This window comes from Allorhizobium ampelinum S4 (assembly GCF_000016285.1).
Taxonomy (GTDB): domain Bacteria; phylum Pseudomonadota; class Alphaproteobacteria; order Rhizobiales; family Rhizobiaceae; genus Allorhizobium; species Allorhizobium ampelinum.
The window spans coordinates 907,164-920,752 of the sequence record NC_011989.1 but is presented as its reverse complement, the minus strand read 5'-3'; the positions used below and the strand labels follow the sequence as shown (position 1 = coordinate 920,752).

Sequence of the window (13,589 nt, the reverse complement as noted above, 5' to 3'; positions counted from 1 at the left end):
AGCATGGCAGAGATCCGGCATATCGTTTTCGACATCGGCAAGGTACTGATCCATTACGACCCCAATCTACCGTTCAGCCGGATCATCCCGGATGCCAAGGAGCGGCAATGGTTTTTCGACAATGTCTGCACCCATGACTGGAACATCGAACAGGACCGGGGCCGCACGTGGGCCGATGCCGAAGCCCTGCTGATTGCCCAATATCCCGACCGCGAAGCGCATATCCGCGCCTTTCGCCAACATTGGCGCGAAATGGTACCGCATGCCTATGATGGCACGGTCGAGATCTTCAATGGCCTGATTAATGAGGGCCGCGATGTGACCATGCTGACCAATTTCGCCGCCGACACGTTCACTGAAGCTCGGGAGATGTTTCCCTTCCTCAACCGCCCGCGCGGCGTCACAGTGTCGGGCGAAGTCGGCCTGATCAAGCCGGATGTGGCGATTTATCACCGCCATGCCACGGACTTTGGTCTCGATCCGGCCCATTCGATTTTCATTGATGACAGCCTGCCCAATGTGGTCGGTGCCAAGGCTGCTGGTTGGCAGGCGGTGCATTTTGTCAGCCCGGAAAAGCTCAAGGCGGATCTCACTAACGTCGGCGTGCTCTGATGGCCAAAGTGTTTCTCGACGGCTATATCGATGTCACAGAGGATCGGCTGGAAGCCGTGAAGGCGGCCCTGCCTGAGCATATCGCCCTGACGCGGGCAGAGCCGGGGTGCCTATCTTTCAACGTCGAAGCCTGCCCGACTGTCGCCGGGCGTTTTCTTGTTTCGGAAGTCTTTGTTGATAAGGCCTCTTTCGACGCGCATCAGCAGCGCACGAAGGCATCGAACTGGTTCACGGTGACGCAGGGTATTACCAGGGATTATACGATCAGGGCTTGATAGCCCTGATCTCCAGCCTATTTCCTCAAAACCTTGTCATGGGAACGGCCTTGCCGGAACATCCATGTGATCAGGCTCCAATCCGGCCTTGGCGCGCTCAACCATCATCCAGTAGGCGTCTTCGAGATGGCGGGTAAAGCGGTCGGTGTCAAACAGCGGCGTGGTGTGCCGGTTGGCGGCGATCCTGTCGCGCAATTCTTGAAGACGGTTTCTGTTGTGCGCAAGGTCTTGCGCCTGGGCAATGTAATCATCAACGGTCGCAGCCACCAGTTCCGGTACGCCAAGGGCGGTCAGCAGGCTTTCAGAAACGCGGGAGGCGAAATTCTGGCCCTTCAGCGCCAGAACGGGCACTCCGGCCCAAAGGCAATCGGATGTGGTCGTATGGCCACAATAGGGAAAACTGTCGAGGACAAGATCTGCTGCGGACAGCCTGGCGAGGTGATACGGGTAGGCAAGTGGCGGCGTGAAAATCAGTCGTTCCGCTGACAGGCCATGACGCGCGAACAGTGTCCGGAGATTGTCCTTGGCAATGTCGCTTCTGCACAGGATCCACAGGATGCTGTCCGGCAGATCCGCCATGATCTTCAGCCATGCCTCAACAGTTTGCGGGCTAAGTTTCTTGATGCTGTTGAAGGATGCCAGAACGAACCTGTCCTGCGGCAAGCCCAAAGCTGCTCGCGGCACTGCTGGCGGCAAGGGCCGGTTGATATTGTCATTGGGTTGATAGGTTTCCGGCAAACGGCAAAACTTTTCCTGGTAAAACGGCTTGCTGGACTGAGGCGTCACAATCGGATCGCCGATGATATAGTCACAGTCTATGCCGATGCCGCTGCCCGGAAAACCAAGCCAGGCCACCTGTATCGGCGCAAGGCCGGAATTGACCAGACCTATTCTGGCATCCTTGGTATGGCCTTTCAGATCAACAAGAATGTCCAGGTCGTCATTCTGGATCATCGTGCTGGCCGCCGCATCAGACAGGTCGCCGATTTGCTTGATCATCCCCATGCGGGCGCGCGATCCGTTGTCGCTTTCGACCAATGCCTTGTTTGAATAGCAATAGAGGATAATCTCGAAACGGCTTCTGTCATGGCGCTCAAGCACGCCCTGCAACAGGATCATCGTCGCATGAGAACTGAAAAAATCGTTGGAAAGATAGCCAATCCTGATCTTGTCACCAAAGACATGTGGTTTTTGCCGGCGCATTGCGCGGATCTGCGGCGATATATCTGGCCGGCCCTCGCCCAGGATACGGGCTTGAATGCTCTCATCGCTGCACCAGTGGAGAATGTTGAACGGCAGTTCGCAGGACATGGCAAATTCATCACCCGCCTGTATTGCCGGTAATGCCGCATCATTGGCAGCTTTCAGCTCATCCAACCTTAGGAAATCGAACAAATGATGCCGGCGAAAAATAGCGGCAGCATGGTCTCTCGGCTCAACCTGCAATATGCGTTCGGCTGAGGCAAAGGCTTTTTCAGTATGCCCGGCCTTTTTATAGAGTTCGAATGCAACTTTGTTCAGCCTTATGCCATCAGTGGCAACGAGGTCCGCTGCAAGAGTATAATGATCCGCCGCCGTCTCGAAATGCCCAAGCCGATAATGGCATTGGGCAGCCATGATGATCATTCGCGGATCTTGCCTGGCAGGCGGCAAGAGTGCGGCAAATTCATCGAGGGCATGTTGAAACAGACCCTGGGCATAGGATGAAGTGACTTTATCGGCAGCATCCAAGGTCATGGCTTTCTGAAAACTCTACCGAGGATCAATACAGGCTCTTCCTCGACCGCTCGGGCAATTCCTGGTCATAGGCTTCGCCATCGAAGCCGTTGACGATGTTTTTCAGGATCTGGCCGGGTGATGGCAGGGTGGACCGCTCGACATAGCGGGAGGTGTCCCAGAGATTTGAGCGGAGAATGGCCTTGGCGCAGTGGAAATAGACGCTGTCGATGGCAAGCAAAATCACGCTTTTCGGCAGCTTTCCATCGACGGCAAAGCGGGCCAGCAGGTCCGGGTCGGCGCTGATCGTAGCCCGGCCATTGACCCTCAGCGTTTCGCCGACGCCGGGGATGAGAAACAGCACAGATGTCCGACCGTCTTCGATGATGTTCTTCAGGTTATCGATGCGATTGTTGCCAGGGCGGTCGGGGATGGCCAGTGTCTTGCGGTCAAGAATTGCCACGAAGCCAGGCGCATCGCCCTTGGGCGAGCAATCGGTGCCATCAGCGCCGACTGTAGCGAGCAGGATGAAAGGCGAAGCGCTAACGAAGGCGGCGTAATCATCGTTCAGATAATCGATTTCCTTGGCAAGTGACGTCTCCTTCACTGTGCCATAGAGGGCTTCCAGCTGTTGCAGCGTGGTAATGGTCATCATCCGCCTCCCGCGTTATCGCGCTTTATACCATGCCAGATTGCGCGCCATAATCATCGTTTACCGTGATGATTCACCCGGATCAACCCTTGGCGGCATCCACGCAAATCGCCACCAATGCCGCTTCGAAATCGCGGGTGAAGCGGGGGGTATCAAACAGCGGCGCGGTATCACGGGCTTGAAGGAGGTTCTGGCGCAGGTGAGATTGGCGGACCTCATCCTGCGCCAGTTCGACCGCCAGGCGGCCGAATTCGGTAAGATCGTCGGCGACCAGCTCGGTCAAGCCAACGGCACTCAAAAGACTTTCGCTGACGCGTCCGGCAAAATTCGTGCCTTTCCAGGTCAGAACCGGCACCCCGGCCCAAAGGGCATCCGCCGTGGTCGTATGGCCGTTACAAGGCCCGGTATCAAGGGCGATATCAGCATAAGGCAACCGGCGCAAATGCTCCGAGAGCGGTTTTTTCGGCGCAAAAATCAATCTCTCCGGCGCCACTCCCAGCCGGACAGCTGCGGCGCGAAGATTGTCTCGCGTCACTGGTAGCATATCAATCAGCCAAAGCACCGACCCATCAACCGATTTCAGGATTTCCATCCAGGTTTTGAACACCTGATATCGAATTTTCACCGCTTGATTGAAAGAACAGAACACCACACCCTGTTCCGGCAAGCCGTGAAGGCTGCGCGGGCCGTCGCGCATCACCTTTTCACGGCTATTGTCATTGCACTGGTAGCTATTGGGCAGCCGAAAGATTTTCTCGGCATAGAACGGGTCCGACGATGGCGGGGCAACAATGGAATCGGCAATGGCATAATCAATGCCAACCCCGACGACACTGCCTGGAAAGCCGAGATAGGCCACCTGCACAGGGGCCGGGCGGCGGCAGAAAATCCCCAGCCGGTTCTCGAAAGTAAATCCCTTGAGGTCGATCAGAATATCGAGATCAAGCTGCCGTATGGCGGCAGCGGCCTGATCGTCATCCAAGTCAAGAATGTCGACATAGTGATCGATGGCCTCAAGGAAACGTTGGCGCAGCATGCCCTTGCGGTTCTTGGCTGCGGTATGGCAAATGCCGAAAATCTCAAAACGGTCGCGATCATGGTTTTCGATCACGCCGGTTAAAAGCGAGAGCGTCGCATGCTGGTATAAATCCGCTGAGACATAGCCGACCCTCAGCCTTTGCCCGGACCGGGCCTTATAAGGCCGCCGTAGAGCAACCGTGCCTCGATGCTTCTCCCCCGTCCGGATCGCACTCAGGACATGATAGGCCTCATCGCCAGACCATTGCAGCGCCCGGAAGACGTTTTCGCGAATGTCCAGAACCGCGCCATCCGCAGCATAGGCAGCCTCAAGCTCCCCCTGTAGCCGCGTGGCCAGCTCGAAATCGCAAAGGTTCATGGCGCACCAGAACAACTCTGTCAGCGCCAGCCGTTCCGTCGGACGGGCGTTGTAGGCCGCTTTCAGCACGACAAATGCTTGTTCCGCTTGCCCTGCCCCCAGCAGCACCATGCCTGCATTCAACCAATTGTCGAAATCGCGGCCAATCGTTACCAGCTTAAGCGCATAGGGTAGCGCCTCCGGATAGCGGCCCGCTTCGCGGTAAAGGCTGCAAATCGAATGATTCGCATCGACATCGTCAGGCATATAGCGGTGCAGCGCCAGCAAGGCACGTAGAGCCAGATCGTCGTGACCGGATTCAAGATAATGAGAGCAGGCGCGAAAAGCGACATCACGTTTGCGCGTGGGTGTAAGCGCAATCACACGCTCAAACAGTCCGGCCGCCTCAAGACGATTGCCGAGACGCTCATGCACGGTGGCGGCGAGAATATGGGCGTCGGCATTGCTTCGTTCGGCTTGCAACAGGCGCGAAACGGTGGTCAAGGCCGCCTCATAGGCGCCCTCCCCGTATTGCTCCAGTGCCTGCCTGTATAAAGCCGCCAAAACCCGTCTCCCATCTGTTGAAGATGGGAAATAAAGCGGCAGACTTGTCCGAACCTGTTTAGTGCTTCGAAAATAACCGCTAAGTGTTTATAACTAGATATCTAATTTATATTATCCGCACATCTGCAACTTGAAGATATCACAACCTAGACCTATCATAAAAATTACAACCTGCGTACTTGAGGCAAGGCCAAAATGCCCGGCGCGGAAACCGTGCCGGGCATTGTCACTTTCATCGGGACTGAATACAAAAACCGACGAAGATAGTCAGCATCGGCGCCGATGATTAAGAAATCGTAACGGCGGCAGACAATGCGCCGACCCGACACGATAAACTCATCCCGCCAACTTGCCCATGCTGGCGCGCACCAGGCTGCGCAAGTCATCGATCGGCTTCAACTTGCCTGCGTCCTCGTAGTGCCAGAAGGTCCAGCCATTGCAGGCATCCAGGCCGCGAACCTTCGCGCCAACCCGGTGGATGGAGCCGGCTTGCGTGCCGGACACCAGCGTGCCATCGGCGCGGATGATGGCGCTATGGCGACGTTTTTCGCAGCTCAGCACCTGGCCGGGCTGCAAAAGACCGCTATCGAGAAGCGTATTGAAGGCGACGCGCGGCTCGGATTTCTTGCCGGTCAAGACCGTCAGTTCCACCTTGCCCAATGCCTCGACGGCATCGATGCGGGCGGAAGCGGCGTCGATATAGTCCTGTTCCCGCTCGATACCGACGAAATTGCGGCCCAGACGCTTGGCAACGGCGCCGGTCGTGCCGGAGCCGAAGAATGGGTCGAGCACCACGTCGCCGGGCTTGGTCGAGGCCAGGATGACGCGGGCCAGCAGGGCTTCCGGCTTCTGGGTCGGATGGATCTTCTTGCCGTCCTCGCCCTTCAGACGCTCGCCGCCGGAGCAGATCGGAAACAGCCAGTCGGAGCGCATCTGCACATCGTCGTTGGACGCCTTCAGCGCATCGTAATTGAAGGTATAGCTCTTGGCCTTGGCATCGCGCGAGGCCCAGATCATCGTTTCATGGGCGTTCTGGAACCGGCGACCCTTGAAATTCGGCATCGGGTTGGTCTTGCGCCAGACGATATCGTTAAGGATCCAGAAATTCAGATCCTGAAGCGTCGCGCCGACCCGGAAAATATTGTGATAGGAGCCGATGACCCAGATGGTGCCATGCGGCTTCAACACGCGCCGGCAGGCAAGCAGCCAGGCGCGTGTGAAGGCATCGTAAGCCTCGAAAGAGGCGAACTGGTCCCATGCATCGTCCACGGCGTCGACAACAGACTGGTCCGGCCGGTGGAGCATGCCCCCCAACTGCAGATTATACGGTGGATCCGCAAAGATCGCATCCACCGATTGATCCGGCAGAGCCTCCAAAGCCGCAACACAGTCGCCCTTGATGATACTGTTCATCCAGGCGAAGGGATCGTTGGAGCGACGAAGGTCGGCGAGCGGGAAAACAGAGGCCATGGAATACTCACTGGTTACGCTGACGCAGCACATATTTAACAGTGCCTATGGTTACCGAACTTGGTTACCAAATGCTGAACGGTGAGCTTAAATTTCCATGCAATTTCAGGTCGGCAGCCAGATTGCCTCTTGTCGGGTCTCAACGGCCAGGGAATTCGAGGACGGATGATCCCGAGATGGGCGATCAAGCCGCGGGCGGATTCACCAACGCTCCGCCGTAGCCCTCAGCCGCTATGCCATCGCAGAGCGACGACCATTCGCAATCATGACAGGCAGACCGCACCGAGCCCGTGGCAAAGGCGGCCCGCAGCCGCGCCAGCAGGGTGGCATCCGGGGTGATGACCGTGCCGGTCGCCACCGGGCGAGACAGCAACTGGGCCACGGCATCCTTGGCTTTCCGGTCGCGCTCCAGCACACTGTCGCGGAAACAATGAGCCGTTTCCGAATGGGTCAAGGGCTGACAGAGATCGTCGGGGCCATCGACGATCTCAATGGTTTCGCCCTCGGTCAACCGCGCTGCGACGCGGCGATAATTGGCGACGAAATCGGCAGTATAGCCTTCACCGACAAAGGTCAGCATGCAGAGCAGATGATGACCGCGCAACCGCACCGTCATGGCATTAATCCTTCATTCGTTGGGCTTTATAGGTTGGGCTGGGCTTTTCCGCCTGATCAACACGTTTGTCGTTTTTACCGACCGTTTTTGCGCGCTCACGCCTCATCATCCGACAATCGCAAAACGCTCCGGCTGCGGCTCACCGCGGCGCGGCGCGGGCGCCCGGCCAATCCACTGCACATGCCGCTCCAGGATGGCTGTCGCCTCACCAACGGCATTGCGGCGCAAGGCATCCAGGATGGCGCGATGGTCATGATCGGTGCGGCGCTCCCAGCCACTTTGCCAGCCTGCCAGCAGGAAATGAGCGCTGACCGCATGCAGGTCGTCGATGGCGGTCAACAGGCGCGGCATATCGCAGGTGGAAACGATCAGCCGGTGAAAGCGTCGATTGGCCGCCTCCCAATCCTCGACATTGTCGGCGCGATCGCAGGCGGAGGTCGCGGCCTCCGCTTCGTCTAGCAGCGCGGGCGTCAGATGCGGAGCGGCATGCTTCAGCGCCAGCACTTCAAGTGCAGCGCGCATTTCCGCCACTTCACGCACCTGTTTCAGATCGAAACTCGCCACCCGGACCCCGCGGCGCGGCAGACTGATGACGAGGCCCTGCGCCTCCAGACGCCGGAAGGCCTCCCGCACCGGCACCTGGCTTACCGAAAACTCCTCGGCAATATGGTCCTGTGCCAGCCGAATGCCGGGCTGCAAGTCTCCATGCACGATGCGTTGCGCCAACACGCGGGCAATCCTCGCGGCTATAGTGTCGTCCTTGGCTTTGCTCATGTCTCCTGATTAGGCTTAAGGGGCAAATTTGTCGAGAGATACGCAGATCTGCCCTGAACATCTGGGCCAAGAACATTCGGCAGATCTGCGCAATTGTTCTTTACCGCCATATCGTGTAGTCAGGCATTTCCCCCGACAACAGGATATGATGTGCATGGCTGGCTTCGACCTCACCCTTTTCGATTGTGACGGCGTGCTCGTCGATTCCGAAATCATTGCCGCAAAGGTGGAATCCAAGCTGCTGACCGAGGCAGGCTATCCGATTTCAGTCGAGGAAATGGGTGAGCGTTTTTCCGGCATGACCTGGAAAAACATCCTGATGACCATCGAGAAGGAAGTGGATATTCCGCTCTCGGCCAGCCTGATCGACAAATCGGAAGCCCTGCTGGACCAGCGGCTGGCCCGCGAGGTCAAGCTGGTGGAAGGAGTCACCTACGCCCTGTCACGTCTGCAGGGGCCGCGCTGCATTTGCTCCAATTCCTCGTCACAGCGGCTGGACATGATGCTGACCAAGGTCGGCCTCAAGGAGTTTTTCGCGCCGCATGTCTATTCCGCCAAGGATCTCGGCGCGGATCGGGTCAAGCCGAAGCCGGATATCTATCTGCATGGCGCCGCCCAGTTCAACGTCAAGCCGCAAAATTGCGTGGTGGTGGAAGACAGCGTGCATGGCATCCATGCCGCCCGCGCCGCTGGAATGCGGGTTGTCGGCTTTACCGGCGCCTCCCACACCTACCCCTCCCATGCCGACCGCCTGACCGAAGCCGGGGCCGAAACCGTGATCGCCCGAATGATGGACCTGCCAGCGGTCATAGACGCCATGGCCGAATGGGACCATGTGATCTAAAGCTCGCTTCCAGCATTTTGAAAGCGCCTGCGCTCATTCACCCAGGCGCCACTGCTGGCGGGAGGCGAACGGTGAGCGCTTGCGGCAGAATGCTGAAGCGCAATGCGCCAGGCCTGATCACTTCGCCATCGGCCTCGGCCATGGGGATCTTGCCGTGCGGCTCGATGTCGATCACCTGGCCGCGATGGGTCTTGATCGCGGACGAATTCGCCGGACTGCCATTGGCGAAAGCCGCAAAGATCTTCAGATTGCCAATGGCGCCGCAATGGCGTGCAAAGACCAGATCGAGCTGGCCATCGTCCAGCAAAGCCTGCGGCGCGGCGCGCACTCCGGCGCCAAACCAACTGCCATTGGTAACGGCGGCCACAAGAACCGCGCCGTCATAAACGCATCTTCCATCCACCGAAATGCGCAGGGCCGCTCCCTTGTAGCGGGCGATGCGCCCCAATGACATCAGCCGGTAGCGCAGGAAAGCCGGCAGACGCGAGGGTCCACGGTTTGCCTCGATCGCCGCGACGATCTCACCCGAGACGCCGGTACTGGAGACATTGACGAAGTGCGTGGTCTTCACCTCGCCACCGCCCACATGGCTTTGCAGAACTCCGACATCGATACGGCGCGGGGCGGCCGTAGCAATCGCCTGCAATTGGCGCTCAATGGTTGCGGGCCAATCGAAATTACGGGAAAAATCCGCGCCCGTGCCACCCGGCAAGAAGGCAAAGGCGGTTTTCGGATAAAGCGACGTCAGCAGCCCATCCACGGCCTGGCCAACCGTGCCATCGCCACCCACCACCAGCACCAGATCGGTTTCCGGCGTGACGGCGGCACGCACCTGGGGACCCGTCATGCCCTTGACGGTTTCGACCAGCGAATAGCCGGGAAAAATCTCCGCAAGGGCACGGGCCGTGGCAGGCCATGCGTGAGCACCGCCCGCCACAGGATTGCGAATGACCGTCACCCTCATGCCGGACTCATTGATGCAAGACCCATTATTGCCGCGTCACGACAGGCTTATTTACGCTTTTTGCCGGAAGGCTTGCCTGTGGTCTTGGCCGGACCTTCATCGAAGCCGACAAAGATCTGCGTCGCCGCCGTGGCATTGGCAGCCATGGTGATATCGCGGCTAAACAGGAACTGAGCCGGCTGATCGGCGCTGGCGAGGTTGGCGGTAAACGGCACCAGTTCCGAGGACACCACCGTATCGCCATCGACGACGGCAACCCGGATCGGCATGTTGATCGATCCGGCATGACCTTGCGGCCCGGCGACCAGCCGTCCGGCCACCTGGACCTTGACGGTCAGCGTGGTGTCGGACTGGGTGCAGGCGCGGGTGGTTTCGGCAAGCGAGGCCTGGAACACCACATCCTGCGGGTCCTTGGAACCCGACTTGGCATAGGTGCGGTAGAAGGACGTGCCATCACGCAGGGAGATCTTAGGGCAGACGGCCTGGACCACAGCGCCGGAAGACGCCGCCGGGGCGCCAGCCGTGGCTGCACCAGAGACCGATGTCGTGGCATTGGAGCTGAACAGGCTGCCTCCACTGGCGCCAGAACTGGAGCCGGCCCCGGAGCCGCTGGTATTGCAACCGGCCAGAAAAACCGCCAGGACCGGAACAATGACCAGAGCCGACTTATTAACCTGAGCCAAATTATTAACCTGAGATGAGGCGGACGAGCCGCGCATTATAGATTGAAACACCGGGTCACACCTTCTGCATCATGACTTCGTCTCACCGCGTGGAAAATGCGGTCTGGAAACAGGAAAATCTCCCGCAATCAGCCTTTCCTTATCGGTTGGCGATGGTCTATACCAGCGGCGTGGCAAAAAATCGATCAGCTAGCACGTGCTTTGTTGCAATTTTCAGCAAGGCATCGGCAAGACTCTGAATCATTGTGGCGGCCATGAAACTTTAGACCGGGCGTGACCTTTAGACCGAGGATACTGGCATGGACTTTATTTCCACTCGCGGCGAGGCGCCCGCTCTCAATTTTTGCGACGCGCTTCTGGCAGGCCTCGCCCGTGACGGTGGCCTTTACCTGCCCCGCGAATGGCCGAAAATGCGCAAGCGCGACATTCGGGCGCTGCGCGGCAAGACCTATCAGGAGGTCGCGTTTGCGGTGCTGAAACCCTTCGTGGACGGCGAAATCAAGGATGATGCCCTTCAGGCGATGATCCATGACGCCTATGCCACCTTCCGCCATCCTGCTGTCGCGCCTTTAGTGCAGACCGGGCCGAATTCCTATATTCTCGAACTGTTCCACGGCACGACGCTGGCCTTCAAGGATGTTGCCATGCAATTGCTTGGCCGGCTGATGGATCACGTTCTGCGCGAGCGCGGACAGCGCGCCACCATTGTCGGCGCCACCTCGGGCGATACAGGCGGGGCGGCCATCGATGCCTTTGCCGGTCTTGATAATATCGACATGTTCATTCTGTTTCCCAAGGGCAAGGTCTCACCCGTGCAGCAGCGGCAGATGACCACATCCAAGGCCGGGAATGTCCGGGCGGTGGCCATCGAGGGCAATTTCGACGATTGCCAGGATCTGGTCAAAGCCATGTTCAACCATGTCGCTTTTCGCGACAAAGTACAGCTATCCGGCGTCAATTCGATCAACTGGGCGCGAATCATGGCCCAGGTGGTCTATTACTTTACCGCTGCCCTTTCGCTGGGGGGACCGGACCGCAAAATTTCCTTCACCGTGCCGACCGGCAATTTCGGCGATATTTTCGCGGGCTATGTGGCGCGCGAAATGGGCCTGCCCATCGATAAGCTGGTGATAGCCACCAATGATAACGACATTCTGGCCCGCACGCTGAAAACCGGACGCTACGAGATGCGCGGTGTGATGGCCACCACCTCACCATCGATGGATATCCAGATCTCCTCGAATTTCGAGCGCCTGCTGTTTGAAGCCAGCGGCCGCAATGCCGGTGAGATCCGTTCGCAGATGGCGTCCCTCAAGCAATCCGGCGCTTTCGAGATCAAGCCGGATGCGCTCAAAACCATCCGCAAACTCTTCCGGGCCGGGCGCGCCACCCAACAGGACGTGGCCAAAACCATCGCCACCACTTTGGCTGAAACCGGCTATCTGCTTGATCCCCATACGGCTTGCGGCGTGGTGGTCGCATCGAAATTCGAAAAGCCGCAAAGCCCGATGGTGACGCTGGCCACAGCTCATCCCGCCAAATTTCCGGCGGCGGTAAAATCGGCATCGGGTATTGACCCCGCGCTTCCGACGTGGCTTGCTGATCTCATGGATAGGGAGGAGCGTTTCGACGTCCTTGCTGGCGAGCTCGACGTAGTGGAGGCATTCATCTCCGCTCACTCGCGCGCCGGTGCTTAAGAAACGCGGAAAGATAGACCATGAATGTTGAGTGCACCCGCCTGCCTTCGGGGCTGACGGTCGTTACCGAAAAAATGCCGCATCTGGAAAGCGTCGCGCTGGGCGTCTGGGTTAAATCCGGTTCGCGCGATGAAACCGCCGAGGAACATGGCATTGCCCATCTTCTCGAACACATGGCTTTCAAAGGCACGAAACGGCGCAGCGCTCGCCAGATCGCCGAGGAAATCGAGAATGTCGGGGGCGAGCTGAATGCCGCGACATCGACCGAGACCACCTCCTATTACGCCCGGGTTCTGAAGGACGATGTGCCGCTGGCCGTCGATATTCTTGCTGACATCCTCACTGATTCGGCCTTCGATGACGAAGAGTTGATCCGTGAGAAGCATGTGATCCTGCAGGAAATCGGCGCTGCCTTCGATACGCCTGATGACGTTGTCTTCGACCGTTTCGCCGAAACCGCCTTTCGCGACCAGACGGTCGGACGCGGCATTCTTGGCACGCCACAAACGGTGGATGGTTTCACCAGCGACCAGATTCGCGCCTATCTTGCCCGCAACTATACCACCGACCGGATGTTCGTGGTGGCGGCTGGCGCCGTCGACCATGAAAGCTTCGTGCGCCAGGTGGAAGACCGCTTCAGCACGCTGCGAACCAAGCCCGCCGTCTCGCCGATCATCACCCCTGCCCGCTATACCGGCGGCGAGGTGCGCGAAAGCCGTGACCTGATGGACACCCAGCTTTTGCTCGGTTTCGAAGGCCGCGCTTATCATGCGCGCGATTTTTATGCCTCGCAGATTCTGGCCAATATCCTCGGCGGCGGCATGTCCTCCCGGCTGTTTCAGGAAGTACGCGAGTTTCGCGGTCTCTGTTATTCGGTCTATGCCTTTCACTGGGGCTTTTCCGATACCGGCATTTTCGGCATTCATGCCGCGACCGGCGGCGAAAACCTGCCGGAACTGGTGCCTGTGATCATCGACGAACTGCGCAAATCGGCGGAACAGATCGAGCAGCAGGAAATCGACCGGTCCCGCACCCAGATCCGGGCGCAATTGCTGATGGGTCAGGAAAGCCCTGCGGCGCGCGCCGGACAGATCGCCCGGCAGATGATGCTCTATGGTCGACCGATTTCCAATCCGGAACTGATGGAACGGCTGGAAAGCATTACCGTCGACCGGCTGACGGACCTTGCCGGACGGCTGTTCTTCGACGGTAGCCCACCGACATTGTCAGCCATCGGCCCGCTCGAACAGCTGGCGCCCATGGAAGACATTCTTTCCGCCCTTTCGGGGTCGCGCGACACGGTGCTCAAGGCAGCACGCGGCTGAGGTGATTGCTCAATCTGGCCTT

At 58.6% G+C, this 13,589-nt stretch carries 13 protein-coding genes; 5 read left to right on the top strand and 8 right to left on the bottom strand.

The features are described 5' to 3' along the window. The first annotated feature begins 3 nt into the window (after positions 1 to 3). Complete coding sequence (locus AVI_RS04345) at positions 4 to 612, top strand: HAD family hydrolase (RefSeq protein ID WP_015915201.1); 609 nt, start codon at positions 4 to 6, stop codon at positions 610 to 612. Further along, on the top strand, positions 612 to 887 hold the full coding sequence (locus AVI_RS04340) for a putative quinol monooxygenase (protein WP_015915200.1): 276 nt from the start codon (positions 612 to 614) through the stop codon (positions 885 to 887). Before AVI_RS04345 ends, AVI_RS04340 begins: the two co-directional genes overlap by 1 nt. Positions 888 to 923: 36 nt before the next feature. Here AVI_RS04340 and AVI_RS04335 read toward each other — a convergent pair whose 3' ends face one another. The 6 genes from AVI_RS04335 to AVI_RS04310 form a co-directional block, all read right to left on the bottom strand. Continuing rightward, positions 924 to 2,624, bottom strand: coding sequence for an O-linked N-acetylglucosamine transferase, SPINDLY family protein (locus AVI_RS04335; protein ID WP_015915199.1), 1,701 nt, complete (start codon positions 2,622 to 2,624; stop codon positions 924 to 926). Between the two features lie 25 nt (positions 2,625 to 2,649). Further along, positions 2,650 to 3,258, bottom strand: a complete 609-nt coding sequence (locus AVI_RS04330; protein ID WP_015915198.1) for a pyridoxamine 5'-phosphate oxidase family protein — start codon at positions 3,256 to 3,258, stop codon at positions 2,650 to 2,652. A 79-nt stretch (positions 3,259 to 3,337) separates the two neighbouring features. Beyond that, positions 3,338 to 5,194: an O-linked N-acetylglucosamine transferase, SPINDLY family protein gene (locus tag AVI_RS04325; protein WP_049777136.1), complete on the bottom strand. Its 1,857-nt coding sequence runs from the start codon at positions 5,192 to 5,194 to the stop codon at positions 3,338 to 3,340. A gap of 336 nt (positions 5,195 to 5,530) precedes the next feature. Beyond that, positions 5,531 to 6,664 carry a site-specific DNA-methyltransferase gene (locus tag AVI_RS04320; RefSeq protein ID WP_015915196.1) on the bottom strand — a complete coding sequence of 378 codons (1,134 nt, stop codon included), beginning with the start codon at positions 6,662 to 6,664 and terminating at the stop codon, positions 5,531 to 5,533. Between the two features lie 184 nt (positions 6,665 to 6,848). Beyond that, positions 6,849 to 7,280, bottom strand: coding sequence for a DUF1284 domain-containing protein (locus AVI_RS04315; RefSeq protein WP_015915195.1), 432 nt, complete (start codon positions 7,278 to 7,280; stop codon positions 6,849 to 6,851). A 105-nt stretch (positions 7,281 to 7,385) separates the two neighbouring features. Further along, positions 7,386 to 8,054 carry a GntR family transcriptional regulator gene (locus AVI_RS04310; RefSeq protein WP_015915194.1) on the bottom strand — a complete coding sequence of 223 codons (669 nt, stop codon included), beginning with the start codon at positions 8,052 to 8,054 and terminating at the stop codon, positions 7,386 to 7,388. A 154-nt stretch (positions 8,055 to 8,208) separates the two neighbouring features. Between AVI_RS04310 and AVI_RS04305 the strand changes: the two genes are divergently transcribed. After that, positions 8,209 to 8,898: an HAD family hydrolase gene (locus AVI_RS04305; protein ID WP_015915193.1), complete on the top strand. Its 690-nt coding sequence runs from the start codon at positions 8,209 to 8,211 to the stop codon at positions 8,896 to 8,898. A gap of 37 nt (positions 8,899 to 8,935) precedes the next feature. Here the strand turns inward: AVI_RS04305 and AVI_RS04300 are convergent, their stop codons facing one another. Both AVI_RS04300 and AVI_RS04295 read right to left on the bottom strand, forming a co-directional pair. Further along, complete coding sequence (locus AVI_RS04300; RefSeq protein ID WP_015915192.1) at positions 8,936 to 9,862, bottom strand: diacylglycerol/lipid kinase family protein; 927 nt, start codon at positions 9,860 to 9,862, stop codon at positions 8,936 to 8,938. A 47-nt stretch (positions 9,863 to 9,909) separates the two neighbouring features. Then, positions 9,910 to 10,545 (bottom strand): hypothetical protein, encoded by a 636-nt coding sequence (locus AVI_RS04295; protein ID WP_234626816.1) that lies wholly within the window; start codon positions 10,543 to 10,545, stop codon positions 9,910 to 9,912. Positions 10,546 to 10,844: 299 nt separating this feature from the next. Here AVI_RS04295 and thrC point away from each other — a divergent pair, with 299 nt between their 5' ends. Both thrC and AVI_RS04285 read left to right on the top strand, forming a co-directional pair. After that, positions 10,845 to 12,242, top strand: coding sequence for a threonine synthase (gene thrC, locus AVI_RS04290; RefSeq protein ID WP_041696297.1), 1,398 nt, complete (start codon positions 10,845 to 10,847; stop codon positions 12,240 to 12,242). A 20-nt stretch (positions 12,243 to 12,262) separates the two neighbouring features. Further along, positions 12,263 to 13,567: a M16 family metallopeptidase gene (locus AVI_RS04285; protein WP_015915189.1), complete on the top strand. Its 1,305-nt coding sequence runs from the start codon at positions 12,263 to 12,265 to the stop codon at positions 13,565 to 13,567. The last annotated feature ends 22 nt before the right edge of the window (positions 13,568 to 13,589 follow it).

Bases quoted from the DNA above. Each gene is read 5' to 3' on its own strand.
- AVI_RS04315 (WP_015915195.1), bottom strand. From the start codon at position 7,280: ATGACGGTGCGGTTGCGCGGTCATCATCTGCTCTGCATGCTGACCTTT.
- AVI_RS04335 (WP_015915199.1), bottom strand. From the start codon at position 2,624: ATGACCTTGGATGCTGCCGATAAAGTCACTTCATCCTATGCCCAGGGT.
- AVI_RS04305 (WP_015915193.1), top strand. From the start codon at position 8,209: ATGGCTGGCTTCGACCTCACCCTTTTCGATTGTGACGGCGTGCTCGTC.
- AVI_RS04330 (WP_015915198.1), bottom strand. From the start codon at position 3,258: ATGATGACCATTACCACGCTGCAACAGCTGGAAGCCCTCTATGGCACA.
- AVI_RS04310 (WP_015915194.1), bottom strand. From the start codon at position 8,054: ATGAGCAAAGCCAAGGACGACACTATAGCCGCGAGGATTGCCCGCGTG.
- AVI_RS04300 (WP_015915192.1), bottom strand. From the start codon at position 9,862: ATGAGGGTGACGGTCATTCGCAATCCTGTGGCGGGCGGTGCTCACGCA.
- AVI_RS04285 (WP_015915189.1), top strand. From the start codon at position 12,263: ATGAATGTTGAGTGCACCCGCCTGCCTTCGGGGCTGACGGTCGTTACC.
- thrC (WP_041696297.1), top strand. From the start codon at position 10,845: ATGGACTTTATTTCCACTCGCGGCGAGGCGCCCGCTCTCAATTTTTGC.
- AVI_RS04340 (WP_015915200.1), top strand. From the start codon at position 612: ATGGCCAAAGTGTTTCTCGACGGCTATATCGATGTCACAGAGGATCGG.
- AVI_RS04345 (WP_015915201.1), top strand. From the start codon at position 4: ATGGCAGAGATCCGGCATATCGTTTTCGACATCGGCAAGGTACTGATC.
- AVI_RS04320 (WP_015915196.1), bottom strand. From the start codon at position 6,664: ATGGCCTCTGTTTTCCCGCTCGCCGACCTTCGTCGCTCCAACGATCCC.